Here is a 24,283-nt window from a genome sequence, read left to right as displayed (position 1 = left end):
ATAGGCGCGGCATCCTATCACGGGTGCTGGCCCATCATGAGCCTGGTATATGACCGCTGATCATCCTTCAACGAGGTTCTGCGTGCGGCCCTCGGCCCACGCGGCGATGTTGGCGAGGGTCGTGCATGCAATCGCCGACAGCGCCTCGCGGGTAAGAAACGCCTGGTGTGCGGTGATGATCACATTGGGGAAGGTCAACAGGCGTGCGAGTACGTCGTCTTGCAGGGGCAGGTCGGAGCGGTCCTCGAAGAACAATTGCGCCTCTTCCTCGTACACATCCAGCCCCAGGTAACCGAGCTGGCCATCCTTGAGCGCTTCGATCAGTGCCGGGGTGTCGACCAGGCCGCCGCGCCCGGTGTTGATCAGCATCGCGCCTGGCTGCATGTGCGCCAGGGAGTCGGCGTTGATCAGGTGTTTGCTGTCGGCTGTCAGCGGGCAATGCAGGCTGATGATCTGCGCTTGGGCCAGCAGTTCGGGCAGGCTCACGTAGCGGGCGCCGAGGGCCAGCACCTGCGGGTTGGGGTACGGATCGTAGGCGAGCAACTGGCAGCCGAAACCGGCCATGATCTTGGCGAACGTCGCACCGATCTGCCCGGTGCCGACCACTCCGACGGTCTTGCCGACCAGATCGAAGCCGGTCAGGCCGTGCAGGCTGAAATCGCCGTCACGGGTGCGGTTGTAGGCGCGGTGCAGGCGGCGGTTGAGGGCGAGGATCAGCGCCACCGCATGTTCGGCGACGGCGTGCGGCGAATAGGCGGGCACGCGCACGATAGTCAGGCCCAGGCGCTTGGCGGCGGCCAGGTCGACATGGTTGTAACCGGCCGAGCGCAGCGCGATCAGGCGGGTGCCGCCTTTGGCCAGGTGTTCCAGCACCGGGGCGCTGAGGTCATCGTTGATAAACGGGCAAACCACTTCGTGGTGTTCGGCCAGTGCCACGGTGTCGAGGTTGAGGCGGGCGGGTTGGAATTGCAGCTCCACGCCGGACGGTAGCGCCTCGCCGAGGAAGCTGTCGCGGTCGTAGGTCTGGCTGCTGAAAAGTATGACGCGCATAAAAAATGCTCCCTGCGATTAATCATTTGAAAACACATGACCCTTGTGGGAGCGGGCTCCCACATAAGGCGGTTTCCTGAAGCGTTGCTTCAGGCGCTGACCCGCGCTTCGCTCGCCAACCGCGCAATCGCCATGTCCAGTTCGTCCAGGGCATGCAAGGCCTTTGCATCGTCCTGTTTAAGCAAGGTCTCGGCTCGTTGGCAGGCGGCGCGCAGTTGCGGCACGCCGCAATAACGGGTGGCGCCGTGCAGGCGGTGGACGCGTTCGATCAGCGCGTTGTGGTCCTTGGCTTCGCGGGCCACGGTGATGGCCAGGCGGTCGGCTTCCAGTGAGGCCAGCAACATGGCCAGCATGTCGGCGGCCAGGTCGGTCTTGCCGGCGGCCAGGCGCAGGCCTTCTTCATGATCCAGCACCAGCAGCTTCACGGCTGGGGCGAGGCCGTCGGTGGCACGCTCCGGTACTTGGTTGCGCAGGGCCAGGCCGGTCCACTTGAGCACCACCTGGGCCAACTGCCGCTCGCTGATCGGTTTGGTCAGGTAGTCATCCATGCCGCTTTGCAGCAGGGCACGTTTTTCGTTGGCCATGGCGTGGGCGGTGAGGGCGACCACCGGCAGCGGCGTACCGTGGCGCTCGCTTTCCCACTGGCGAATCGCCTCGGTGCTCTGGCGTCCGTCCATGCCAGGCATCTGCACGTCCATCAGCACCAGGTCGAAGGTTTCCCGTTTGACCGCGTCAATGGCGGCGAACCCGCTTTCTACCGCTTGGACCTTGGCGCCCATGTCTTCCAGCAGGGTCTGCACCAGCAGCAGGTTGGCCGGGTTGTCGTCCACGCACAGCACCCGTGGCGCGCGGCTGGACAGCGGCTCGCCGGGCTCGCTGCGCGAGGGCCGCGGGCTGATCAGGTCGGCCAGGGCGCGGCGCAGTTTGCGGGTGCAGGCAGGCTTGGCCTGCAACTGGCTGTTGGGGTTGGGTACCGACTGGGTGAACAGCATCTGTTCGGTGGTCGGGCACAGCACCAGAACCTTGCAACCCAGGTGCTCAAGGTCCCACAGGTGCTGGTTGAGGCGCTCCGGTGGGATGTCATTGGCGGTGATGCCAAGCACGGCGAGGTCGATGGCCTGCTCGGTCTGATGGGCGCTGGTGATGCCGTTGGTCAGGCTTTCCAGGCTGTTGAACGGCGTGACTTCCAGGCCGCAGTCTTCCAGCTGATGCTGCAGGGCCTGGCGCGCCAGTTCGTGGTTCTCCAGCACCGCCACGCGGCGCCCGAGCAATGGCGCAGACGGCAGGTCTTCGAGGTCGTCGCGGGTTTTGGGCAGGTTCAGGCTGATCCAGAATTCCGAGCCTTCCCCAGGCGTGCTGTCGACACCGATTTCACCGCCCATCTGTTCAATCAAACGCTTGGAAATCACCAGGCCCAGGCCGGTGCCGCCAGGCTGGCGCGACAGCGAGTTATCGGCCTGGCTGAAGGCCTGGAACAACGCGCGCACATCCTGGCTGGACAGGCCGATGCCGGTGTCCTGCACGCTGATGCGCAGTTGCACGCTGTCTTCCTGTTCGTCTTCGATCATTGCCCGGGCGACGATGGTGCCTTCGCGAGTGAACTTGATTGCGTTGCTGATCAGGTTGGTCAGGATCTGTTTGAGGCGCAGCGGGTCGCCCACCAACGCCAGTGGGGTGTCGCGGTAGACCAGGCTGACCAGCTCCAACTGTTTGGCATGGGCCGCAGGGGCGAGGATGGTCAGGGTGTCCTGCAGCAGATCCCGCAGGTTGAAGGGCACGCTGTCGAGCACCAGTTTGCCGGCCTCGATCTTCGAGAAATCGAGGATTTCGTTGATGATGCCCAGCAGGTTGTCGGCGGATTTTTCGATGGTGCCCAGGTAGTCCAGCTGGCGCGGCGACAATTCGCTTTTTTGCAGCAGATGGGTGAAACCAAGGATGCCGTTGAGCGGAGTGCGGATTTCATGGCTCATGTTGGCCAGGAACTCGGACTTGATGCGGCTGGCCTCCAGGGCCTCCTTGCGCGCCAGGTCCAGCTCGATGTTCTGGATCTCGATGGTTTCCAGGTTCTGGCGCACGTCTTCGGTGGCCTGGTCAATGCTGTGCTGCAGTTCTTCCCTGGCGTTTTGCAGGGTTTCGGCCATGCGGTTGATGCCCGAGGCGAGCTGGTCCAACTCCTGGCTGCCCAGCGGCGGCAGGCGGGTTTCCAGGTTGCCGTCCTTGAGCTGGGCTACGGCTTGCTTGATCAGGCCAATCGGCGAGTTGATGGTGCGGCTGATGCGCAGGGCCAGGGCTGCGGTGCAGATCAGCCCGATGGCGATCAACAGCAGGCTGGCGAACAGGCTGCGATAGCCACGCAGCAACATGCCGTTGTGGGACAGTTCGACTTCGACCCAGCCCAGCAGGCGGTCGGCTTCGTCGGGGATCAACTCGCCCGCGAGGTTGCGATGACGGCCAAATACTGGCAGCAGGTAACGCGTTGCATCGTTGCCGGTGCGTTGCAGCAGGTGCGAACTGTTGCCGATGGGCGGCTGGTTGAGCATGGTCGGGCCGGCGTGGGCTTGGGGCGTGCGGTCCGGGCTGAGGAACGACACGGCGCGCACGTCCGGCTGCTCCAGTGACTGGGTGGCGATGCGCTCCAGCAGCTCGGTGTTCTTCGCGCTCAGGGCCGGGGCGACCAGCGGCGCCAGTTGCTCGGCGATCATTTCGCCGCGTTGCAGCAATTGGGTCTGCAATTCCGACAGTTGCATCCAGGTGAAATAGCCCCCCAACAACAGGGCCATCAGACTGGTCGGTAATAAGGTCAGCAACAGTACGCGGCCTTTTATCCCCATTCTTCTAAGCACGCCACTCTCCTGCTACCACATTGTTATCGATAAACCACGCCAGCATCCGGGCCGCGCCACCTGCGCAGTGTAGCCATTTGAGCGGCGTCGGATCTTGCAAATTAATGATATGAGGCAATCTTCGGGCCATTGGGGGGCGGATGGCGATTGCCTGCGGCGGGTTAATCTTGAATAATCGGTCATTGAGAATGACTTGCAGACGCTAATGAATCCCGCAGCAGTTGGCCTACCCAGTATCCTGACCATTGAAGATGACCCTGTGCTCGGCGCCTATGTCCACGAGCATTTGGGGCGCTGTGGTTTCCAGGTGACGTGGTGCCAGAACGGTCAGCAGGGCTTGCAAATGGCCCGTGACCAGGCGTTCGACGTGGTGCTGATGGATATTCTGCTGCCGGGGATGGATGGCTTGTCGATCCTCACGCATTTGCGCCAGAGCCACTCGATCCCGGTCATCCTGATGTCGGCCCTGGGCGCCGAGGCCGATCGTATCAGTGGCTTTCGCCTGGGGGCGGACGACTATCTGCCCAAGCCGTTCAGTATGGTCGAATTGCGCGTGCGCATCGAAGCCATCCTGCGCCGGGTGGCCCTCGACCGCCGCCCGTTGCCGAGCCTTTCACCGCTGCGCGACGATGCGCCCACCCTGCGTTTTGACGACGAGCTGTGCGACGTTCTCTATCAGGAGCAGTGGGCCGGGCTGACGCGCAGCGAATACCGCTTGCTGGAAACCCTGCACCGCAACGGTGAAGAAGTCCTCAGTAAAGCCTTCCTTTATCAGCACGTGTTGCAGCGCGGCTATGCGCCCCATGATCGCAGCCTCGACATGCACATCAGCCAGATCCGCCGCAAGCTCAAGGCCGTTGGCTACGGCGAGCGCGAAGTACGCACGGTGTGGGGCAAGGGCTATGTGCTGAGCGGTGCCGATGACAGCCTTTGAACGTCCGTTGCAGCGGTTGCCGGGCAAGCACTCGTTATTCTGGAAACTGGCGTGCCTGTTGATCGCCTTCTGTTTGTTGATGATCTGGCTCAGTTGGTCCTGGGGTCGGTACATGGAGCAGAAGAACCAGTACCTGTCCGACGAAGCGAGGATCACCTTGAGTGGTTACGCGGTCGGTGCCGAACAGGCCTGGAACCGCGGTGGGCACGCCGGGGTTGATGCGTGGCTGCAGCAGATGGGCACGCGTGAGCGCACCTGGATCGGGGTGATTGGCAATGACTTGCAGTCCTTGAGCAGCTACCCGTTGAGCGACAAGGAAAGTCAACGCCTGACGTTCCTGCGTGGGCTGGACTGGCCGGTCAGCCGGCATGTGAAAGGCTTGCCGTGGTTGAAAATTCCCTTCCCGGTGAACCCGGAGGCGGGTTCGCTGGTGATCGAGTTGCCGCAACGTTTTATGCCGGGGCGCTACCAGGTGTTCTGGCGAGTGGTGACCAATGGGGTCATCCCCGGTTTATTCACGTTGCTGCTGTGCATCGGGCTCTATCGCCTGCTGATCATGCCCCTCAATCAACTGCGTGAGCAGGCCAATGCCTGGCGCGCCGACCAGTTGAATACACGGTTGTCCCAGGCGGCCATCAGTCGCCAGGATGAGCTGGGCGAATTGGGGCGTGCGTTTGATCACATGTCCGAACGCCTGCAGGGCACGGTGGTCTTGCAGCAACAACTGCTGCGGGACATGTCCCACGAACTGCGCACCCCGCTGAGCCGGCTGCGGGTGGCGTGCGACAGCGAACAGGATCTGACGCAGCTGCGTGAGCGCTTGAGCCGGGAGATCGACGCAATGCAGCGCCTGGTGGAGGACAGTCTGCAACTCGCCTGGCTGGATACCGAGCGTGCGCCGCTGCCCCGGGAAGACATTCAGGTGCAGGCGTTGTGGGACATGTTGCGTGAGAACGCCTGTTTTGAAAGTGATTGGCCGGCATCGCGCCTGCCGTGCCTGCTGGGCGCCGATTGCTGGGTGCGCGGCAACCTCAACGCGTTGGCCCAGGCCCTGGAGAATATCCTGCGCAATGCCATACGCCATTCGCCCGCCGAGGGTGCAGTCAGCCTGGATGGGCGGCGCGAGGGGGATTACTGGCACTTGTGGCTGGAGGATCAGGGCGGTGGTATCGATGAGCGCGATCTGGAGCGTATCTTTGCGCCGTTCACCCGCCTGGATGGCTCGCGGCCCGGCGACGGCGGCTTTGGCCTGGGCCTGAGCATCGCACGCAACGCCGTGCAGCGTCAGGACGGCAGCCTGTGGGCGCAAAACACCGGACAAGGCCTGCGCATTCACCTGCGCCTGCAGGCGCGCCAGGCCTCAAGCGCGACGTAGTCTGCGCTTCTTCCATTGGTGGGCCACCCACCAGCGCCAGTAGCCCATGGTCAGGCAATAGGCCAGCGCGCCCAACACCAACCCCAATACCACTGAACCCAGCAGGAACGGCTGCCACAGGGTGCTCAGCTGGCCGCTGATCCACTCCCAGGTCAGGTCGTCGGGCAGGCTGCGTGGCGGCACATTCATCAGCCAGGCGCCGGTCAAATAGGTGCAAAAGAACACCACCGGCATGGTGATCGGATTGGTCAGCCACACAAGGCTGACGGCGATGGGCATGTTGCCGCGCACCGTGATCGACAGGACCGCCGCCAACAACATCTGCAACGGAATCGGGATAAACGCCGCGAATAAACCCACGGCCATGGCCCGTGCCACCGAGTGCCGGTTGAGGTGCCAGAGGTTGGGGTCATGCAGCAACGTGCCGAGGAATCGTAAGGACTTGTGTTCCCTGATACTGCTGGGGTCGGGCATGTACCGTTTGAATAAGCGCCGAGGCATAAGGCTTCCAGGTCAGATCGAGGGGCAAGTATGCCCACATTCTATAAACAGAAAATTCAGACTTTGTGACAAAACATCAAAGGCAGTACCGGGCGCTCGGCTAAGACTGAATGGATCACTTGAAAGGGATGATCCATGAGAGCAGGGATGTTCGCGTTTGCACTGGGGTTGTTGACCCTGCGCTTTTTACCGGTGTTGCCGTCTGTCGGCCTGCTGCTGGCCATGCCAGTGGTGGCGTTGATGTTGTTGCCATTTCGCACCTATTGCCTGGCGTTCTTTCTATTCGGCTTGAGTTGGGCGTGCCTGAGTGCGCAGTGGGCGCTGGATGATCGCCTTAGGCCGGCACTGGATGGGCAGACACGCTGGCTGGAAGGGCGTGTCGTCGGGTTGCCGCAGCAGACTGGCAGCGGTGTACGGTTCGAGCTGGCCGACAGTCGCTCGCGCAATGCCCGGTTGCCCAAGCGTATCCAAGTGTCCTGGCACGCTGGGCCGGCGGTGCACAGCGGTGAACGCTGGCGCGTGGCGGTCACGCTCAAGCGGCCGGCGGGGTTGCTTAATTTTCATGGCTTTGACCGCGAGGCCTGGTTGCTTGCCCATCGTATTGGCGCCACGGGCTCGGTAAAGGATGGCATGCGCCTGTCGCCTGCGCGTAACGCTTGGCGCGACAGCGTGCGCCAACGCCTGTCGAGCGTGGATGCCCAGGGGCGCGAGGCTGGGTTGGCGGCGTTGGTGCTGGGGGACGGTTCGGCACTGGCGCCGCAGGATTGGCAGGTATTGCAAGCCACCGGCACGGTGCACCTGCTGGTGATTTCCGGCCAACACATTGGTTTGCTCTCGGGGTTGATCTACGCGCTGGTCGCCGGGTTGGCGCGCTACGGCTATTGGCCGCGGGCCCTGCCTTGGCTGCCGTGGGCGTGTGGCTTGGCGTTTGCCGCTGCGCTGGGCTACGGCTTGCTGGCAGGGTTCGGTGTGCCCGTGCAGCGTGCCTGCGTGATGGTCGGGCTGGTGCTGCTGTGGCGCTTGCGGTTTCGCCATCTGGGTGCCTGGTGGCCGCTGCTGCTCGCGCTCAATGGGGTATTGGTGCTGGAGCCGTTGGCCAGTTTGCAGCCTGGATTCTGGTTGTCGTTCGCGGCCGTTGCCGTGTTGGTGCTGGCGTTCAGCGGGCGCTTGGGCGCTTGGAGTGTGTGGCAGGCGTGGACCCGTGCGCAGTGGCTGATTGCACTCGGTTTGTTTCCGGTATTGCTGGCGCTGGGGCTGCCGATCAGCCTGAGCGCGCCGTTGGCCAACCTGTTCGCGGTGCCCTGGATCAGCCTGGTGGTGTTGCCGTTGGCGCTGCTCGGGACTGCGCTCTTGCCGCTGCCATGGGTGGGCGAGCATCTATTGTGGCTGGCCGGTGCTGCGTTGGACGGACTGTTTCGCGGCCTCGCGTTGCTGGCGGAACAACTGCCGGCCTGGACTCCGGCCGAGGTGCCGCTGGGCTGCTGGCTGATCAGCCTGTCGGGCGCGGTGTTGTTGCTGTTGCCCAAGGGCGTGCCGTTGCGGCTGCTGGGCTGGCCGATGCTGTTGCTGGCGGTGTTTCCACCCAGGGAATCAGTGCCCCATGGGCAGGTCGAGGTGCTGCAGTTGGATGTCGGGCAGGGTCAGGCATTGATCCTGCGCACCCGTCGGCACACCCTGCTTTACGATGCGGGGCCGCGTTCGGGTGCGTCCGATCTGGGCGCCAGCGTGGTGTTGCCAGCGTTGAAAAAGCTCGGGGTAGGGCGGTTGGACATGCTGCTGCTGAGCCATGCCGACGTCGACCACGCCGGTGGTGCGGCCGCGGTTGCCCGTGGGTTGGCCATCCGCCGGGTAGTGGGCGGCGAGACCGAAAGGTTGCCGACATTCCTCGGGACCCAGCCATGCGTGAGCGGCGAGCGTTGGGAGTGGGACGGCGTGGCGTTTGAGTTGTGGCAATGGTCGGACGCGGTTGAAGGCAACGCGAAGTCCTGTGTGTTGCAGGTCCAGGCCAATGGCGAGCGCCTGTTGCTGACCGGCGATATTGACCGCGCCGCCGAGCGGGCCTTGCTTGAGTCACCCCTGGCGGTGGCGACCGACTGGCTGCAGGCACCCCACCATGGCAGTCGCAGTTCTTCGTCCTGGCCCTTTGTACAAAGGCTTTCGCCCCACTCGGTGTTGATCTCCCGCGGCCGTGGCAATGCGTTTGGCCATCCTCATCCGCAAGTGCTGGAGCGCTACCAGGCGCTGGGTAGCCGGATCTACGACAGCGCCGAGCAAGGGGCCGTGCGTCTGCGACTGGGCGCCTTCGCACCGCCGATTGTTGCGCGCAGTCAACGTCGTTTCTGGCGTGATGCATTACCCTTTGAGCCTAAGGTCGGCGAACCCCGCTGACGAACCGATATGGTAAAGTGGCGCACTTTTTCGAGGGGACATTCACTGTGTGGGAATTGGTCAAATCCGGTGGTTGGATGATGTTGCCGATCATCATGAGCTCCATCGCCGCACTCGGCATCGTCGCCGAACGCCTGTGGACCCTGCGCGCCAGTCGCGTCACCCCCGAACATCTGCTGGGGCAGGTGTGGGGCTGGATCAAGAACAAGCAGCTCGACAAGGAAAAACTCAAGGAACTGCGCGCCAACTCACCTCTAGGTGAAATCCTCGCCGCCGGCCTGGCCAATTCCAAGCATGGTCGCGAGATCATGAAGGAGTGCATCGAGGAGGCCGCCGCCCGGGTCATTCATGAGCTGGAGCGCTATATCAATGCCCTCGGCACCATTGCCGCCATGGCCCCGTTGCTCGGTTTGCTGGGCACCGTGCTGGGCATGATCGACATCTTCAGTTCGTTCATGGGCTCGGGCATGACCACCAACGCTGCCGTACTGGCCGGTGGTATTTCCAAGGCACTGATAACCACGGCCGCCGGCCTGATGGTCGGGATTCCTTCGGTGTTCTTCCACCGTTTCCTGCAACGGCGCATCGATGAATTGGTGGTGGGCATGGAGCAGGAGGCGATCAAGCTGGTGGAAGTGGTACAGGGCGACCGTGATGTGGATCTGGTCGAGGGTCGAGCGTGAAATTTCGCCGCAAGCAACGGGAAAACGTCGACATCAACCTCGCGTCGTTGATCGACGTAGTGTTTATCCTGCTGCTGTTTTTTGTCGTCACCACCACCTTCACCCGGCAGACCGAGCTGCGCGTCGACTTGCCCGAAGCGGTCAGCGGCTCGCCGGCAGAAGACCAGCAGGTCAAGCAACTGGACATCGCCATCAGTGCCGAGGGGGTGTTTTCGGTGAATAACCAGGTGCTGGAGAAAAACGACCTGGCCAGCCTGATGGATGCCTTGCAGCGAGAATCCGGCGGCGATACCAAGATGCCGCTGTCGATCAGTGCCGATGGCAAGACCCAGCATCAGGCGGTGATCACGGCGATGGACGCTGCTGGCAAGCTCGGTTTCAGCCATCTGCGAATGAGTACCGTCGAGGCGGCGAGCCAACCCTGATGGCTATGTCCGATCGTTTACTCAAGGCCTGGTATGAAGGGCACCCGGCGCTGTCGCTGTTGCGCCCGCTGGAGTCGCTGTATCGCCGCGTCGTGCAGGGCAAGCGCGCGCGCTTCCTGGCGGGCGAGGGCGAGATCTATCAATCGCCGGTGCCGGTGGTGGTGGTCGGCAATATCACGGTGGGCGGCACCGGCAAGACGCCGTTGATCCTGTGGTTGATCGAGCACTGCCGTCGCAGCGGGTTGCGTGTGGGGGTGGTCAGCCGGGGTTATGGCGCCAAGCCACCGCAGTTGCCGTGGCGGGTCGAGGCCAGTCACAGTGCTGCAGTGGCTGGCGATGAGCCACTGCTGATCGTGCAGCGTTGTGGCGTGCCGCTGATGATCGATCCCGACCGCAGCCGTGCAGTCAAGGCGCTGCTGGCCAGTGAAACCCTGGACTTGATCCTGTCCGATGACGGCCTGCAACACTATCGCCTGGCCCGCGACCTGGAACTGGTGCTGATCGACGCCGCGCGCGGCCTTGGCAACCGCCGCTGCCTGCCTGCCGGGCCGTTGCGCGAGCCGGTGGAGCGTCTTGAGAGCGTGGATGCGCTGCTCTATAACGGTGCCACCGCTGATCGCGAAGATGGCTTTGCCTTCCGTCTACAGCCCACGGCGTTGATCAACTTGAAGACCGGTGAGCGTCAATCGGTCGAGTATTTTTCGTCTGGCCAGCAGGTTCACGCGGTTGCCGGCATCGGCAACCCGCAACGTTTCTTCAACACGCTTGAATCGCTACACTGGCAGCCGATCCCCCATGCTTTTGCCGACCATGCGCCCTACAGCGCAGAGGTCTTGAATTTCACGCCATCATTGCCGCTGGTCATGACCGAGAAGGACGCGGTCAAGTGCCGCGCCTTTGCCCAGCCCGACTGGTGGTATCTTGCGGTGGATGCGGTGCCGTCGCCGGCGTTCGTCGCCTGGTTCGACACGCAACTGATGCGTCTGTTGCCCGCCCGTCTCTTGCCTTAAAACGCTTCTTTCCAGGAAACACTCATGGACACCAAACTGCTCGACATCCTCGCTTGCCCTATCTGCAAAGGCCCGCTCAAGCTCAGCGCCGACAAAACCGAGCTGATCAGCAAAGGCGCCGGCCTGGCTTTCCCGATCCGTGATGGCATTCCGGTCATGCTGGAAAGCGAAGCCCGTACCCTGACCTCCGATGAGCGCCTGGATAAATGACCACCGCCTTTACCGTTGTCATTCCTTCGCGCTTTGCCTCAACCCGCTTGCCGGGCAAACCGCTGCAACTGATCGGCAACAAGCCGATGATCCAGCTGGTGTGGGAACAGGCCTGCAAGAGCAGCGCCGAGCGGGTGGTGGTGGCCACTGATGACTCACGCATCATCGAAGCCTGCCAAGGCTTCGGCGCCGAAGCAGTGCTGACCCGCGAAGACCACAACTCCGGCACTGACCGTTTGGCCGAAGTGGCCACGCAGCTGGGCCTGGCGCCCGATGCCATCGTGGTCAACGTACAAGGCGACGAGCCGCTGATCCCGCCAAGCGTCATCGACCAGGTGGCTGCCAACCTCGCTGCCCACGGCGAAGCACGCATGGCGACGCTGGCTGAGCCGATTGAAGACATCGCTACGCTGTTCAACCCGAACGTGGTGAAAGTGGTCAGCGACATCAACGGCCTGGCACTGACCTTCAGCCGCTCGACCTTGCCTTGGGCGCGCGACGCCTTCGCCAAGCATCCTGACGCGTTGCCGGAGGGTGTGCCGTATCGCCGCCACATCGGCATCTACGCCTACCGCGCCGGATTCCTGCATGACTTCGTCAGCTGGGGCCCCTGCTGGCTGGAAAACACCGAATCCCTGGAACAACTGCGTGCCTTGTGGCACGGCGTGCGCATCCACGTCGGCGACGCCCTGGAAGCGCCGCCCGCCGGTGTCGACACGCCGGAAGACCTTGAGCGCGTCCGTCGCCTGTTGGGGGCCTGATGGAAGTCCTGTTCGTCTGCCTGGGCAACATCTGCCGCTCGCCAACGGCCGAGGGCGTGTTGCGCCAGAAGTTGCGCGATGCGGGGCTGGCCGGGCAGGTTGAAGTCGCGTCCGCCGGCACTGGTGACTGGCATGTCGGCAACCCGCCGGACCAGCGCAGCCAGCGTGCGGCGCTGGCGCGCGGCTACGACCTGTCGGCACAGCGTGCGCAGCAGGTCGGTCGAGCCGACTTCGCGCGCTACGACCTGATCCTGGCCATGGATCACAGCAACCTGCGCAACCTCAAGGCGCTGCAGCCGGGGCAGGGCAAGGCAGAGCTGGACTTGTTCCTGCGCCGCTATGACGCTGAGGTCGACGAGGTGCCAGACCCATACTACGAAGGCGAACAAGGCTTTGAGCGGGTCCTTGACCTGATCGAGCAAGCCTGTGACCTATTGGTGATCGAAATTAAGGGGCGGTTATGACCTTGCACGTGCTTGCGCAGGTATCGCTCAAGCCCTTCAACAGCTTTGGCATCGATGTGCGCGCGCGACTGTTCGCCGAAGCCCGCAGTGACGCCGATGTTCGTGAGGCCCTGGCCTACGCCGCCGCGCAGGCGCTGCCACTGCTGGTGATTGGCGGCGGCAGCAATTTGCTGCTGACCCAGGACATACCGGCGCTGGTGTTGCGCATGGCCACCCAAGGTATTCGGGTGTTGCAGGACGATGGCCAGCAGGTGATCGTTGAAGCCGAAGCAGGCGAGGCCTGGCACCCCTTTGTGCTCTGGACCCTGGAGCAAGGCTTTTGTGGCCTGGAAAACCTCAGCCTGATCCCCGGCACCGTCGGTGCCGCGCCGATGCAGAATATCGGCGCCTATGGCGTAGAAATCAAAGACGTATTCGCCGGCCTGACCGCCCTGGATCGCCAAACCGGCGAACTGCGGGATTTCAGCCTGGAGGAATGCAACTTCGCCTATCGTGACAGCCTGTTCAAACACGAAGTCGGGCGCTGGCTGATCCTGCGCGTGCGTTTCGCCCTGAGCCGCGTCAGCCACCTGAAACTCGACTACGGCCCGGTGCAGCAGCGCCTGGCCGGGCAAGGGATCACCGAGGCGACACCGAGCGATGTGAGCCGCGCCATTTGCAGCATCCGCCGCGAAAAACTGCCAGACCCGGCAGAGCTGGGCAATGCTGGCAGCTTCTTCAAGAACCCGTTGGTCTCCCAAGCCCTTGCGGCTGAACTGCAAGCCTTATACCCCGATCTTGTGGCCTACCCGCAGGCAGATGGGCAGATGAAACTCGCTGCCGGTTGGCTGATCGACAAGGCTGGCTGGAAGGGCTTTCGGGATGGCGATGCGGGCGTGCACAAGCTGCAGGCGCTGGTGCTGGTCAACTATGGTGCCGCCACCGGGCACGATATTGCAGACCTGGCGCTACGTATCCAGCGCGACATTGCCGAACGCTTCAAGGTGGACCTGGAGATGGAGCCCAACCAGTACTGATCCCTTGAAAACAAGAAAGCCCCGCATCTTTCGATACGGGGCTTTTTTTGTGTCGGCTGAAATCAGTCGTCGCGGCTCATGATGCCGAAGATCTGCAACAGGCTGATAAACAGGTTGTAGATCGACACATACAGGCTGATGGTCGCCATGATGTAGTTACGCTCACCGCCGTGGATGATCGCACTGGTCTGGAACAGGATGCACACCGAGGAGAACAGCACAAAACCCGCGCTGATCGCCAACTGCAGGCCGCTGATCTGGAAGAACATCCCAGCTACCACCGCTGCCAGCAGCACGAAGAAGCCTGCGGTGATGAAACCGCCCAGGAAACTCATGTCCTTACGGGTGACCAGCACGTAGGCCGACAGGCCACCAAACACCAGCGCGGTCATGGCAAACGCCGAACTGACCACTTGCGCACCGCCGGCCATGCCGAGGTAGCGGTTAAGGATCGGGCCGAGGATAAAGCCCATGAAACCGGTCAAGGCAAACGCCGACACCAGGCCCCAGGCCGAATCGCGCAGTTTGTTGGTCAGGAAAAACAGACCATAGAAGCCGATCAGCACGACAAAAATGTTCGGATAACCAACACGCATCTGCTGCGCCACGAACGCCATCACGCCGCTGAATGCGAGGGTAAGGGCGAGCAAGCCGTACGTGTTGCGCAATACGCGGCTGACTTCAAGCTGCTCAGCCTGCGCATTGCCATTCACTGCGTAATTCTGTTCGCGCATGGCGACACTCCTTGAGTTTTGAAACGTTCAGTCGCAAAGATCATAACAGACGCTCTGTAACAAGCGATGGCGAGAGTTTGACAGTGTGTTTCATTCGGGTATTATGGCGCCCGCTGAGACGGGATGGTCTATTCTAATCCTGTGATGCAAAAGGGAAATTGGCAGAGTGGTTGAATGCACCGGTCTTGAAAACCGGCGAACGTTAATAGCGTTCCCAGGGTTCGAATCCCTGGTTTCCCGCCAAGATTCATACGAAAGCCCCGCAATGCGGGGCTTTTGTGTTTCTGGCATTCGGGAAGCGGGAGGCGTCTTTTCATAGGTATTCCATAACTATTGTGGAAGTGTCCCAGAACTTTCCTATTTTGATGGCTTCGCGGTCGCGCCGATCCTCCTGTAAACCCGCTTGGTAATTTCCTGTCCGCTGTGCCAGCAGCAGGTTCGCGTCGCCAATAATCAGCGTCATCGCCTCGCTCTGCTCAGTAATCCCAGACCACTCCATCAGATCGACCAAGGGCTAGCGTATTCCAAGTCTGACACGGCATCGATGATGCAAAGTGTCACTGCTTATTCTTCCTTAAAACAGTAGATCGGAGGCTGATCTTGGGGAGTGATTATGAAGGAAGGGAAATCGGTGATTGTTACCGTCTTGTATAGCCTTAGATCGCTTCCAGTAGGGGGGAGAGTACTGCGCATTTTGTTCGCCACAATGGACTCGCTGGCTGGATTTGAAGGGCTGAATGAGACAGTTAGGCTATCTGGGTCAATATCAACTAACTCACCGTCATCTTCCATGGTTGCTCGCGACTGGTAATTCACGGTCATTGTGGTGGTTGATGATCCCTGTGGGACAAACGTTACGCTCACATCAGTACGGGTCAGGTTCCCCGTTCTTTCTTCGATGTGCGCGCGAGTTTTCAGGAGCGTTGGCAATAAATTTTCCCCGTTTCCTTCAAGCCGCGTCTCACAGCTAACCACACTACCGGGCGGGTACGCGGCATTGAGCTTGAGCATTTCTTCCCGCGTTATAGCTTCGACATTCATCGAGCACAACACCGCAATACCGATACCCATAAGTAGTAGAAACGTTTTGTAGATGTGATTCATGTCCCTATCCTTCGATGTTGAAGCTCCGGTGGTGCTTAAATCCAGAAAAAGGTAAGCGTCCCGCCAAGACACCTTGATTTTCGATATGGCACGCGAAGCAATGCCTGCTTCTCGATAGATGCTTAGTTGAAGGAATAAGTAATTATCGTGCCGGCAAAGCCGGTTCGGCGGGTCGTGTCGCATTCCGCACGACTGATCTCTCCCTCTCATCGTTTTCCAGAATGATCCCGAATAGGCCAGACAGCTCCTTTCGTCCCTTGGATGTCAATGCGAGTGCCCGACTATCAAGGTCTTGGATAACCCACTTGCGGCTTATGACCGTCTGTAGAAAAGCCGCTCCGAGTGCTCCGGCAAGATGAGGGCGCCGCATGCTCCAGTCCAAGCAGGAGCACGCGAAACGACGCCGCTGTGCCCTTACCTTTTCTATCTCGATACCGAGCCCGGTCATGGCTTTTTCGCCGCTCATCGTAAGCTGATACAACTCCCCGGAAACTGGCACGGTTAACCAGCCTGACTCCACGAAATGATCGTGCAGTTGTACAGCCAGTGTTCCTGCCATGTGGTCATAACAGGTACGCGCGAACTGCAGTCGGGTTGGGGTCGTGGACACATATCGTGTAGGTGCGTTTTGGCTGATCACCATGAGGGCCTCAATAGCCTGGGCCACTTGCGCGTCAGCCAGACTGTAGTAACGATGCCTGCCTTGCGTGTGCAACTTTACCAACCCGTCCTCTTTTAGCCTTGCCAAATGCGCGCTCGCCGTGGACGCACTGACGTCGGCGATGACGGCCATTTCGGTACTGGTACGGGCGTGGCCGTCCATCAGCGAACACAGCATTTTCGTCCTCGCTGGTTCGGCAATAGCGCCGGCTACCCGAGAAATCGCGGTGTCATTGCTTCGAGCGTCCATATTTCGTTCCTGAGCGAATCGTCACCATGAGGGGTGCTCGATAGTAGCCGTTCTTTGTGAACAGGACTTACGCAATGACGCCTTTTGAAGCCGCTACCCATACTGATCCCTACGTTTATTACTCAGGTCTCAGGCGACAAAACGGCCTGCTATTCGATGCAGATCTTCGTTTATGGATTGCAAGTAGTGCCGAAGCTGTCGAAGCCATTCTGGGGCATCCAGACTGTCGGGTGCGTCCGCTAAACGAGCCGATACCTCCTGCCATTGCGCAAGGCGTGGCAGGAATGATTTTCGGTCGTTTGATGCGCATGAACGAAGGCCCACAGCACCTGTGCCCCAGGATGGTTATCGAACCTGCCTTGGCCTCTGTCCAAACAGATAGCATCGCAGACATCGTGTCACGTGTGGTCGAGACCCTCGATAACCCGGTCGACAACCTAGATGAGTTGATGTTCACGTTACCGGTTTCCGTTATTGCCGCTTTGATAGGCTTTCCATCCAACCGGCTACAGGAAGTAGCGAGGCTGACGAGGGATTTCGTCGCCTGCCTGTCGCCGTTAAGCGACGAAATTCAACTCGGTGAAGCTGATTCCGGGGCCACCCGACTTAGTCAATTAGTCAGCGCGCTGCTGAGCAACGACGATGAAAGTAGCCGCTTCTTGAGCCATATCTGGAGTGGATGCGAAGCCACCGCCTGGAGAGATCATGATGAATTGATCGCTAACCTGATCGGCCTGTTGTCACAGACCTGCGAAGCCACCGCAGGCCTGATCGGCAATACCCTTGTAGCGCTCCATCGTAACCCTGATCTGATTAAAGACATGCTACCTACGCAGATGCTCGTTGCAGACTTGGTGGAAGAGGTAGCGCGTTACGACTCGCCCGTGCAAAACACCCGGCGATTCGTTGCTAAGCGATGCACTATCGGGGGCAGCGTCTTGGAGGCGGGCGATACCGTTCTAGTGTTACTCGCTTCAGCCAATAGGGATTCCTACGCGAACCCAGACCCCGATAGACTCTTGGTCAAACGAACGCAACGACGAACCTTCAGCTTCGGATCAGGACGACATGAATGTCCAGGCCAGCAACTTGCATTGACTATCGCCGCTGAGGCGATTTTGGCATGGCTGCATCGACAACCAGCCTCCTCTGCGCGTCCTTATCGGTGGAGTTATTTGCCCTCCCTTAATGGTCGCATACCTCATTTTTATCGTGATCGGGAAACTCAGCAATGAATCGCCCCGTATTCTCTAGACACCTTGCAAGCTCATTGGACTGCCCCCGTTAGAGGCTCAGTTACCTCTATAGGTAGAGAAACCATAGGGGCTGAGCAGTAATGGAATGTGGTAGTGCGCAACGGCACCGTCTACCTCAAAGATTACCGGTACCTCAGGGAAGAAACTTGGAATCTTATGCGCTTTGAACCACTCACCTGTCTTGAAGGTTACACGGTAGATGCCTTTCTCCAGAGCCTGACCTTCGGGGTATAGCCCGGGAATACGACCTTGTTCATTTGTCGAAGCGCTGTTGAGCATGTCCCAGTTCTTACCGTCTTGTTTTTCCAATGTGACATTGATACCAGGGGAGGGCAGGCCATCTTGTAAGTTGAGGACATGCACGCTCAGCGGGTTTCCTGCCGCTGATGCCAGTGACGATACGACACTCAATACAACGCCAGCGAAGAATGTTTTCAATCCAGTCATGATGATGTCCTTAGTTTTTGACGGTAGGTAAAATTTTGTTGATAGCGGCCAATGCGCAACCTTCATCGTTTGCTGCTCCGCCGGCACCGGCCACTCCGATCGCGCCAATGACTTGCCCTTCAAACAGCAACGGCACGCCGCCGCCTAGCAGCAATAGCTCATTCAGGGTGTTGAGGTTTTCCGCATCGGGGGTACTGCGAGCACGCTCTGCCAACAGTCGTGTGGGCGTCTTGGTCGATAGGGCGGTATAGGCTTTGCGTTGGGCGGCTAATGTATTGTGTGGGCCCACGTTATCGTCACGCTGCAAGGCGACTAGATTTGCGCCACTGTCGACAATTGCAGCAACACCTGTGCGGCCTTCGGCGTGACACGCTGCCAGCGCGGTATTTAGCAAATCATTGGCCATTGCCAATGAAACGTCGTTGCGCTGCACAACTTGACCCGGGGCTGCAACGGCGAGCGCAGAGCTCATTGCAAGTGAGCTGAGCAATAAAGCTGACAGGCGTATACGCATGCTTTTTTCCTTTGTTTTGTCTGGCTGAGTCATCGCCAGGCATGATGCCCCGTGCACACCGTCAGAATGATTGCCTCATGATTACCAAGATGTAATGTGCCAAAACGACCAAGCGCGCTAGCCTATGCTCCAATTCTGGAGGAAAAGATGCGTATCCTGGTCGTTGAAGATGAAGCGAAAACAGCGGATTACCTCCACAAAGCCCTGACTGAATCGGGCTACGTGGTGGAGGTCGCCTTAGATGGCCTGGAGGGCCAGTATCTGGCACAGGAAAGTGAGTTCGACTTGATCATCCTGGATGTCATGCTGCCGGGCCTGGACGGTTGGCAATTGCTTCAGATTATTCGACGCAAGTGGCAAACCCCGGTGCTTTTTCTAACTGCTAGGGACTCTGTGGAGGATCGGGTCAAGGGGCTTGAATCAGGGGCCGATGATTACCTGGTCAAACCCTTTTCCTATGCCGAGTTATTGGCGCGTGTACGTACGCTCCTGCGCAGGGGGCCGCCCCGTGAGGTCGAACAGTTCCTGGTTGCAGACCTGAGCGTGGATCTGTTGAGCCGTAAGGTCACGCGCCAGGGTGAACGCCTGACCCTGACCAACAAGGAGTTTGCCCTGTTGCACCTGTTAGTCAGTAGGGAAGGAGAGGTGCTATCGCGTTCCTCGATTGCTTCGCAAATCTGGCAGATGAACTTTGACAGTGATACCAATGTGGTCGATGTCGCCATCCGACGACTGCGCGCCAAGGTTGACGATCCTTACCCACTAAAGTTGATACATACAGTGCGTGGCATCGGTTACATGCTTGAGGTGCAATCCTGAAACTGTTTGCGCGTAACCTGAGCTTGCGCCTGGCGCTCATGTTCGCGTTAGTCAGTGCGCTGCTGCTGGGGTCCATTGGTTTTTATCTTTATCAGTCGTTACAGCGAGAAATCGCTTGGCGCGATGACCAGGCCCTGCTCGGGCGCCTGGAGCGGATGCATGCGTTGATCAACGACAGTATCAGCGTCGAGCAACTCAGAAAGCGGCCCAAGCTATACGAAAATATGCTGGGCAATCGCGACAACTTGCTGTGGATCATCGATGACACAGGTCAGGTGCTGATCGAAATCAACCCCGTCGGCATGAGCTTGCCCGCGTTACCGGCTGTAGCCCAGGCTCAGTTGAGTGACGGTAACTCTTCGGTGGCAGTGCGCTTTGCCTGGCAGCATGTCATGCAAGGTGATCGCGGCTTGACCCTGATTGCTGGCAAGTTGTTGAGCGAGCGCGAGCAGATGCTGGGGGCTTACCGACTCAAGCTCTGGCTCGCGATGTCGGTCGGTGCGCTGCTGGCTTTTGTGCTCGGCGGGTGGGTAAGTCAGCGAGGCTTACGACCTGTGCGCTTACTGGCGAAGCGCGCTGCCGCAATTGATGTACACCATCTGCATCTGCGGCTGGATGAGTTCAACGAACTGAGTGAACTACAAGCACTCAGCCAAGCGCTTAACCAGATGCTTGCACGCCTCGAAGAGGGGTTCGCCCAGCTATCACGATTCTCGGAGGATCTCGCCCATGAGATGCGCACTCCGCTCACCAATCTGATGGGGCACACCCAGCAGGCCCTGAGGCATTGTCGTTCAATCGAAGACTATCAAAACTTGCTGGTTTCGAATCAGGAAGAGTATGAGCGTCTAGCGCGAATGGTCGATAGCATGCTGTTTCTCGCGCGCACCGAGCAATCGCATGCATGTGTCAGTGATGAGCTTATCAACCTGCACGACCTGGTGGAGCAACTGTGTGAGTATTTTGAAGGTGTTGCGCAAGAACGTGATGTCGCGCTGATCAATCAGGCCCATGATCAATTGCGTGCTGATCCTGCTTTGATCCGCAGAGCACTGGCCAACTTGCTGGCCAACGCACTGCGTTATGGCTCTCCTGCTACGCCGGTAACCATTAGCAGTATGGCTTTAGGGGACAGGATTGAAATTATCGTGCATAACCAAGGCCAGCCGATTTCAGCGCAGCATCTCCCTCGACTGTTTGAGCGCTTCTATCGGTGCGATCCGTCACGTAGTCAGCCGGACGATTCTGGTGGGCTAGGTTTAGCCATCGTTCGCTCAATTATGCAGTTGCATGGTGGTCGGGTCAGCGTAGACAGCAATTCATCCGGAACGAGCTTTCGTTTGGAGTTTCCTCCAATGGGCCCGGTAGCAAGCCAGGTTGAATCCAAGCGGATTATTTAGTGAGTCCTCCTGAACATGATCGACTGGACCTGTGTTTGCACATAACGTTGTGACGCTGTTTTGGATGACGTGAGCAGCGCCAGCAAGGTCAATTCATCCACTTGAAGATCCAGCGAACCGGCCAGGGCCAGTACCGCTTCACCGCTCTTTTGCGGTGCGGCGAGGCTTACCGATTGCCGTGACAGCCCGCCCGAGTTCGCGTTGATGTCAGTAAAACCGGATACCTCGACCCGCCCGGTAGGCGTCGTCAACGTGCCGCTGACACAACCTAAAGCATGCTGGCTTGACGCTCTAACGTGCAGTTTCAGGTTATATCCTTGCACTGCCATCCAAGTGCCATTTAACCGGTTGTCGTGCTCCGAAGCCAAGGTGGGGGTGATAGGACGTAGTTCTATGGCCTCATCTGCAACCCGTCGATAGCTCAGTTTGTCCAGATACGCTCCTTGTTTAGCCAGATCGGGAAAATCTTCGGTGGCGATGAGCACGTGCGATAGATTGAGCCGATCCTCGCCTGCGATCCGATGGAGCTGTCCGCACAACCCCGACACCCAATGCCAGCTCGGGTCGGCCTGCTGCTCATCCAGCGAGTGCCAGTCTATAGCCAATGCCACAGGTAGCCCTTTTTCCCGTGAAGGACTTGTACTCGCTTGATAACCCGTCACTGCGTATCGGCCCGTTGAGCCCGTGGATGACTGATACGAACCGGTAATGACATTGCCGGTGACCGTCAACGTCATTGTCGAGCCGTAGTCATTTTTCCAGGTGCCAGCGGCGCAAAGCGGCGGCGCTGTATGGGCAGTCGCTAGGGGCGGGCGGAGCACCAGCTTTCCACTGACAAGCGTGCGCGGCTTTGCCTCAAAGCGCCGTGAAGATGAGCGGCTGATAATCTGGGGCCCCTGCGGGCGGTTAAACAGCCATATCCCAACCGGCGCGAGTGAGTAAGTGCCTGCTCGACATTGCACCACACGATACTCATAGACGGTGTAGCAATACTCCATCACCAGCGAACCCACCAACACCAGGTCGGTCAGTCCCAGCGGCTCGAATTGAGGAAGGGTTTTACCCTTGTCTGGACCGTCCTCGATCAAAACGTTGTACAGGTCGGCACCCAGGGTGATTTCGCCATCGGCGAAGCCCAGGACGACCGTTGGACTGCCGCCCTGGGCAATACGCTCAAGGGTCTGGCGCATCAGCCGGTCATCCCCTTTGAATCGGGATGAGCCAGAGTCCAGCGCGAAGGTTACGTTCCTGGCCAAAACGTCGCCGCCTACGGTGTAGGACGTCAGCGGAGTCGACCAGGTGTATTCCACACCACGCACTTTGCTGTAGAGCGACCACGGAAGAAACAGGTGCGGACCATGGGTTTTAGCCGCATCCACTGCCCCCATCTGGCACACGCCCCGACGCGAAGCAGGGTCCCAGTCGAAGGCAACGAAGGGTTGATGGGGATCGATTTTTCCAGCATTCATCAACGCCTGAAACACAAACGAGCTTTTCCCGTCGACATAGGCGCTGCTGCTGGGCAAGCCCATGCCGCCGTCCCAGTCCAATTGGCGAAACTGCGTTCCGGTGTAGTCTGCCGCCAGTAGAAGTTGAATGGGCAATGCGGTGTTATTCAGAGTCAATACATCCGAACCGGATTCTACCTGCATCGTGCCCCAGGGCCCGAAGCTGTAGGGCCGTTGCAGGCAATCCGTAAAGGTGAAGGTGCTGGACGCCTGATGGTCAAACCGGCCTGCGCTGAAGTGCTGGCATCGGTCGGGCGAACACAGGCTGGAGGTTATCCAGGTGATATTGGTTCCGGTGTCCATCGACACCTTCAGGGATTGCCCTGGTGTGCCTACCTGTACACGGGTGTACCAAGGTGTGGCGCCGTTGTTCTGAAAGGGACCGCGTTGCATGGTGAAGGTGAATCCGTCACTCCATTGTTGACTGTCCATAGTGAATTCCGTGTCTGCAATTTGATGGGGCATCCGGTTGGATGACCCGCTCGAGGTCTGGGGTTATTCAAACGCAGGGGGCAGGGCGTGGGCTGTCAGTCACGATGGATCACATATGCCTGAAAGCACGATGGGCATTGTGCTAATCCAACGCCTTGCCCTCGGTTTCAGGAATGAACAGTGCGAGCAACACGGTTACCAGCATGAAGGCATTGATAAAGGTGGTGGTCATATTGAAGGAGGCGCCGTAAGCCACCAGTGCGCCGATCAAAGACGGTGCCAGGATATTGGCCACGCGTTGCGCAAAAATCGCCCACCCGTAACCGATGGTACGCAATGGGGTCGGGTACAGCTCGGCGATCCAGGTGCCCCACACCCCCCATGCCCCCAGGCTGAAGAACGCCAGGGCGAAGTTGCTCAGGTACAGCATTTCCAGGCTTTGAGCGTTGGCAAAGCCGTAGCCAGCGAGCACCGAGGCACTGATGAAACCGATAATGACGTGTTTGCGGCCATAACGATGGGTGAGCCACGACGCCGCCATGTAGCCGGGGATCATGCACAGTGCCGACAGTGCAATAAAACCGTAGCTTTGCGGCAGGCTCAGCCCGCGTTGTTGCAACAGCGTCGGCAGCCAGGTCTGCAAGCCCCAGTAACCCCAGGAGAACGTAAAATTCACCAGGATCTGCAACGCACTGATCCTCAACAGCGCCGGTGAAAACAGCTCCCGCTGGCGCCCTGACGTCGTTTGGTCCACTTGCAGCAGGCAATCCTCAGGCACTTGCACGGTACCTCGGCTTAATCGCGTGATGACCGCTCGGGCCTGCGCTTGGCGCTTGGCGTTGGCCAGCCAGTACGGCGACTCCGGCACCCAGAGCGCCACCACCAAAGCCCACAACCCACCCAGTGAACTCACCGCAATGATTGTGCGCCAACCATAGGGCATCAGCCATACGGTCGCCCCCAGTGCCAGTAGCATGCCGATTGGCCATCCCGAGGCCAGGTACACGGTTAGCGCGCCGCGATGGCGCACGGGCAATAGCTCCTGATAGTGAGCAAACGTCACCACCATCATGCCAACTGCGGCCACGCCCGAGAACAGCCGTAACGCGTAGAGCGAGGCGTAGTCGGGGGCAAACGCACTCGCCAACGAGATCACGCCGTAAATGGCCAGGCTCCAGACCACCGCGCCCTTGCGGCCGATACGTTCGGCGAGCTTGCCCCAGACTAACGAGCCCAACAGCATGCCGATGAACATGGCGCCGATCAGGTGGCCGACGGCAAGTGCATCCAGGGAAAAATCCTGGGCGATCAGCGGCGCGGTGTAGACGATGATCATCATCTCCCACGCCTCAATGGCGAACACAAAAAACAGCGCCAAGCAGCACTTGAGGTGCTCGCGGGTCAGGGGTACGTCTCTGAATACATCGCCCACTTGCCGAGTGGAGGTGTAGTTGGCTTGTGCGGGCATTGGCGTGACGTCGCTCATAGGGATTGCTCCA

The 24,283-nt window shown here is 59.8% G+C and carries 24 protein-coding genes and 1 tRNA gene; 14 read left to right on the top strand and 11 right to left on the bottom strand.

Annotated elements, in window-relative coordinates:
- Positions 1 to 60: 60 nt before the first annotated feature.
- Together OPU96_RS06015 and OPU96_RS06010 are read right to left on the bottom strand one after the other, a co-directional pair.
- Entirely contained in the window at positions 61 to 1,050 is a 990-nt protein-coding gene (locus OPU96_RS06015; protein ID WP_226456363.1) for a 2-hydroxyacid dehydrogenase, read from the bottom strand.
- Positions 1,051 to 1,139: 89 nt separating this feature from the next.
- Entirely contained in the window at positions 1,140 to 3,893 is a 2,754-nt protein-coding gene (locus OPU96_RS06010) for a response regulator (protein WP_192296529.1), read from the bottom strand.
- Positions 3,894 to 4,098: 205 nt separating this feature from the next.
- Here OPU96_RS06010 and OPU96_RS06005 point away from each other — a divergent pair, with 205 nt between their 5' ends.
- Positions 4,099 to 4,827, top strand: a complete 729-nt coding sequence (locus OPU96_RS06005; protein ID WP_498558843.1) for a response regulator transcription factor — start codon at positions 4,099 to 4,101, stop codon at positions 4,825 to 4,827.
- The gene (locus tag OPU96_RS06000; RefSeq protein WP_305391079.1) at positions 4,814 to 6,202 is read left to right on the top strand and encodes a sensor histidine kinase; all 1,389 of its coding nucleotides are present in this window, start codon (positions 4,814 to 4,816) and stop codon (positions 6,200 to 6,202) included. The genes OPU96_RS06005 and OPU96_RS06000 overlap by 14 nt, the downstream gene beginning before the upstream one ends.
- Here the strand turns inward: OPU96_RS06000 and OPU96_RS05995 are convergent.
- Positions 6,188 to 6,703 (bottom strand): DUF2062 domain-containing protein, encoded by a 516-nt coding sequence (locus OPU96_RS05995; protein WP_192296526.1) that lies wholly within the window; start codon positions 6,701 to 6,703, stop codon positions 6,188 to 6,190. The two genes, OPU96_RS06000 and OPU96_RS05995, sit on opposite strands and share 15 nt — an antisense overlap.
- A 135-nt stretch (positions 6,704 to 6,838) precedes the next feature.
- Between OPU96_RS05995 and OPU96_RS05990 the strand changes: the two genes are divergently transcribed.
- From OPU96_RS05990 to murB, 8 genes are read left to right on the top strand one after another with little or no spacing between them, the layout of a single operon-like run.
- A complete protein-coding gene (locus OPU96_RS05990) occupies positions 6,839 to 9,091 on the top strand; it encodes a DNA internalization-related competence protein ComEC/Rec2 (RefSeq protein ID WP_498558842.1) in 2,253 nt (750 codons plus the stop codon).
- Positions 9,092 to 9,138: 47 nt separating this feature from the next.
- Positions 9,139 to 9,774 carry a flagellar polar localization protein PocA gene (gene pocA / locus OPU96_RS05985; protein ID WP_185706715.1) on the top strand — a complete coding sequence of 212 codons (636 nt, stop codon included), beginning with the start codon at positions 9,139 to 9,141 and terminating at the stop codon, positions 9,772 to 9,774.
- Positions 9,771 to 10,199 carry a flagellar polar localization protein PocB gene (pocB, locus tag OPU96_RS05980; protein ID WP_192296524.1) on the top strand — a complete coding sequence of 143 codons (429 nt, stop codon included), beginning with the start codon at positions 9,771 to 9,773 and terminating at the stop codon, positions 10,197 to 10,199. The genes pocA and pocB overlap by 4 nt, the downstream gene beginning before the upstream one ends.
- Complete coding sequence (lpxK, locus tag OPU96_RS05975; protein ID WP_226456359.1) at positions 10,199 to 11,209, top strand: tetraacyldisaccharide 4'-kinase; 1,011 nt, start codon at positions 10,199 to 10,201, stop codon at positions 11,207 to 11,209. Before pocB ends, lpxK begins: the two co-directional genes overlap by 1 nt.
- Positions 11,210 to 11,233: 24 nt before the next feature.
- Positions 11,234 to 11,419, top strand: coding sequence for a Trm112 family protein (locus OPU96_RS05970; RefSeq protein ID WP_192296522.1), 186 nt, complete (start codon positions 11,234 to 11,236; stop codon positions 11,417 to 11,419).
- The gene (kdsB, locus tag OPU96_RS05965) at positions 11,416 to 12,180 is read left to right on the top strand and encodes a 3-deoxy-manno-octulosonate cytidylyltransferase (protein WP_498558841.1); all 765 of its coding nucleotides are present in this window, start codon (positions 11,416 to 11,418) and stop codon (positions 12,178 to 12,180) included. Before OPU96_RS05970 ends, kdsB begins: the two co-directional genes overlap by 4 nt.
- Positions 12,180 to 12,644, top strand: a complete 465-nt coding sequence (locus tag OPU96_RS05960) for a low molecular weight protein-tyrosine-phosphatase (protein ID WP_226456358.1) — start codon at positions 12,180 to 12,182, stop codon at positions 12,642 to 12,644. The genes kdsB and OPU96_RS05960 overlap by 1 nt, the downstream gene beginning before the upstream one ends.
- On the top strand, positions 12,641 to 13,660 hold the full coding sequence (gene murB, locus OPU96_RS05955; protein WP_305391077.1) for a UDP-N-acetylmuramate dehydrogenase: 1,020 nt from the start codon (positions 12,641 to 12,643) through the stop codon (positions 13,658 to 13,660). Before OPU96_RS05960 ends, murB begins: the two co-directional genes overlap by 4 nt.
- A 62-nt stretch (positions 13,661 to 13,722) precedes the next feature.
- On the opposite strand, the gene OPU96_RS05950 is transcribed toward murB, so the two are convergent.
- Positions 13,723 to 14,394: a Bax inhibitor-1/YccA family protein gene (locus tag OPU96_RS05950; protein ID WP_192296518.1), complete on the bottom strand. Its 672-nt coding sequence runs from the start codon at positions 14,392 to 14,394 to the stop codon at positions 13,723 to 13,725.
- A 152-nt stretch (positions 14,395 to 14,546) separates the two neighbouring features.
- On the opposite strand from OPU96_RS05950, the gene OPU96_RS05945 reads away from it, so the two are divergent.
- A tRNA-Ser gene (locus OPU96_RS05945) sits at positions 14,547 to 14,637 on the top strand.
- Positions 14,638 to 14,707: 70 nt separating this feature from the next.
- On the opposite strand, the gene OPU96_RS05940 is transcribed toward OPU96_RS05945, so the two are convergent.
- The 3 genes from OPU96_RS05940 to OPU96_RS05930 form a co-directional block, all read right to left on the bottom strand.
- On the bottom strand, positions 14,708 to 14,905 hold the full coding sequence (locus tag OPU96_RS05940; RefSeq protein ID WP_226456356.1) for a hypothetical protein: 198 nt from the start codon (positions 14,903 to 14,905) through the stop codon (positions 14,708 to 14,710).
- Between the two features lie 53 nt (positions 14,906 to 14,958).
- The gene (locus OPU96_RS05935; protein WP_498558840.1) at positions 14,959 to 15,498 is read right to left on the bottom strand and encodes a hypothetical protein; all 540 of its coding nucleotides are present in this window, start codon (positions 15,496 to 15,498) and stop codon (positions 14,959 to 14,961) included.
- Positions 15,499 to 15,640: 142 nt separating this feature from the next.
- Positions 15,641 to 16,408, bottom strand: a complete 768-nt coding sequence (locus tag OPU96_RS05930) for an ArsR/SmtB family transcription factor (RefSeq protein ID WP_498558839.1) — start codon at positions 16,406 to 16,408, stop codon at positions 15,641 to 15,643.
- Between the two features lie 74 nt (positions 16,409 to 16,482).
- On the opposite strand from OPU96_RS05930, the gene OPU96_RS05925 reads away from it, so the two are divergent.
- Positions 16,483 to 17,643, top strand: coding sequence for a cytochrome P450 (locus OPU96_RS05925; RefSeq protein WP_226456353.1), 1,161 nt, complete (start codon positions 16,483 to 16,485; stop codon positions 17,641 to 17,643).
- 57 nt (positions 17,644 to 17,700) lie between these two features.
- Here the strand turns inward: OPU96_RS05925 and uraH are convergent, their stop codons facing one another.
- Together uraH and OPU96_RS05915 are read right to left on the bottom strand one after the other, a co-directional pair.
- The gene (gene uraH, locus OPU96_RS05920; protein WP_226456352.1) at positions 17,701 to 18,111 is read right to left on the bottom strand and encodes a hydroxyisourate hydrolase; all 411 of its coding nucleotides are present in this window, start codon (positions 18,109 to 18,111) and stop codon (positions 17,701 to 17,703) included.
- 10 nt (positions 18,112 to 18,121) lie between these two features.
- Positions 18,122 to 18,625: a GlcG/HbpS family heme-binding protein gene (locus tag OPU96_RS05915; RefSeq protein WP_498558838.1), complete on the bottom strand. Its 504-nt coding sequence runs from the start codon at positions 18,623 to 18,625 to the stop codon at positions 18,122 to 18,124.
- Between the two features lie 147 nt (positions 18,626 to 18,772).
- On the opposite strand from OPU96_RS05915, the gene OPU96_RS05910 reads away from it, so the two are divergent.
- Together OPU96_RS05910 and OPU96_RS05905 are read left to right on the top strand one after the other, a co-directional pair.
- Positions 18,773 to 19,444 carry a heavy metal response regulator transcription factor gene (locus OPU96_RS05910; protein WP_192296466.1) on the top strand — a complete coding sequence of 224 codons (672 nt, stop codon included), beginning with the start codon at positions 18,773 to 18,775 and terminating at the stop codon, positions 19,442 to 19,444.
- Positions 19,441 to 20,844 (top strand): heavy metal sensor histidine kinase, encoded by a 1,404-nt coding sequence (locus tag OPU96_RS05905; RefSeq protein ID WP_498558894.1) that lies wholly within the window; start codon positions 19,441 to 19,443, stop codon positions 20,842 to 20,844. The genes OPU96_RS05910 and OPU96_RS05905 overlap by 4 nt, the downstream gene beginning before the upstream one ends.
- Here the strand turns inward: OPU96_RS05905 and OPU96_RS05900 are convergent.
- Both OPU96_RS05900 and OPU96_RS05895 read right to left on the bottom strand, forming a co-directional pair.
- Positions 20,841 to 22,784: an avidin/streptavidin family protein gene (locus OPU96_RS05900; protein ID WP_498558837.1), complete on the bottom strand. Its 1,944-nt coding sequence runs from the start codon at positions 22,782 to 22,784 to the stop codon at positions 20,841 to 20,843. The two genes, OPU96_RS05905 and OPU96_RS05900, sit on opposite strands and share 4 nt — an antisense overlap.
- Positions 22,785 to 22,926: 142 nt before the next feature.
- Entirely contained in the window at positions 22,927 to 24,270 is a 1,344-nt protein-coding gene (locus OPU96_RS05895) for an MFS transporter (RefSeq protein WP_192296464.1), read from the bottom strand.
- Between the last annotated feature and the right edge of the window lie 13 nt (positions 24,271 to 24,283).

It is taken from the genome of Pseudomonas sp. RP-B7, from assembly GCF_059803535.1.
Note: the sequence above shows the minus strand (reverse complement) of the source record. Positions and strands in the feature narration are given on the sequence as shown.

Bases quoted from the DNA above. Each gene is read 5' to 3' on its own strand.
- OPU96_RS06015 (WP_226456363.1), bottom strand. From the start codon at position 1,050: ATGCGCGTCATACTTTTCAGCAGCCAGACCTACGACCGCGACAGCTTC.
- OPU96_RS06005 (WP_498558843.1), top strand. From the start codon at position 4,099: ATGAATCCCGCAGCAGTTGGCCTACCCAGTATCCTGACCATTGAAGAT.
- OPU96_RS06000 (WP_305391079.1), top strand. From the start codon at position 4,814: ATGACAGCCTTTGAACGTCCGTTGCAGCGGTTGCCGGGCAAGCACTCG.
- OPU96_RS05995 (WP_192296526.1), bottom strand. From the start codon at position 6,703: ATGCCTCGGCGCTTATTCAAACGGTACATGCCCGACCCCAGCAGTATC.
- OPU96_RS05990 (WP_498558842.1), top strand. From the start codon at position 6,839: ATGAGAGCAGGGATGTTCGCGTTTGCACTGGGGTTGTTGACCCTGCGC.
- lpxK (WP_226456359.1), top strand. From the start codon at position 10,199: ATGGCTATGTCCGATCGTTTACTCAAGGCCTGGTATGAAGGGCACCCG.
- OPU96_RS05970 (WP_192296522.1), top strand. From the start codon at position 11,234: ATGGACACCAAACTGCTCGACATCCTCGCTTGCCCTATCTGCAAAGGC.
- kdsB (WP_498558841.1), top strand. From the start codon at position 11,416: ATGACCACCGCCTTTACCGTTGTCATTCCTTCGCGCTTTGCCTCAACC.
- OPU96_RS05960 (WP_226456358.1), top strand. From the start codon at position 12,180: ATGGAAGTCCTGTTCGTCTGCCTGGGCAACATCTGCCGCTCGCCAACG.
- murB (WP_305391077.1), top strand. From the start codon at position 12,641: ATGACCTTGCACGTGCTTGCGCAGGTATCGCTCAAGCCCTTCAACAGC.
- OPU96_RS05950 (WP_192296518.1), bottom strand. From the start codon at position 14,394: ATGCGCGAACAGAATTACGCAGTGAATGGCAATGCGCAGGCTGAGCAG.
- OPU96_RS05935 (WP_498558840.1), bottom strand. From the start codon at position 15,498: ATGAATCACATCTACAAAACGTTTCTACTACTTATGGGTATCGGTATT.
- OPU96_RS05930 (WP_498558839.1), bottom strand. From the start codon at position 16,408: ATGGACGCTCGAAGCAATGACACCGCGATTTCTCGGGTAGCCGGCGCT.
- OPU96_RS05925 (WP_226456353.1), top strand. From the start codon at position 16,483: ATGACGCCTTTTGAAGCCGCTACCCATACTGATCCCTACGTTTATTAC.
- uraH (WP_226456352.1), bottom strand. From the start codon at position 18,111: ATGACTGGATTGAAAACATTCTTCGCTGGCGTTGTATTGAGTGTCGTA.
- OPU96_RS05915 (WP_498558838.1), bottom strand. From the start codon at position 18,625: ATGCGTATACGCCTGTCAGCTTTATTGCTCAGCTCACTTGCAATGAGC.
- OPU96_RS05910 (WP_192296466.1), top strand. From the start codon at position 18,773: ATGCGTATCCTGGTCGTTGAAGATGAAGCGAAAACAGCGGATTACCTC.
- OPU96_RS05900 (WP_498558837.1), bottom strand. From the start codon at position 22,784: ATGGACAGTCAACAATGGAGTGACGGATTCACCTTCACCATGCAACGC.
- OPU96_RS05895 (WP_192296464.1), bottom strand. From the start codon at position 24,270: ATGAGCGACGTCACGCCAATGCCCGCACAAGCCAACTACACCTCCACT.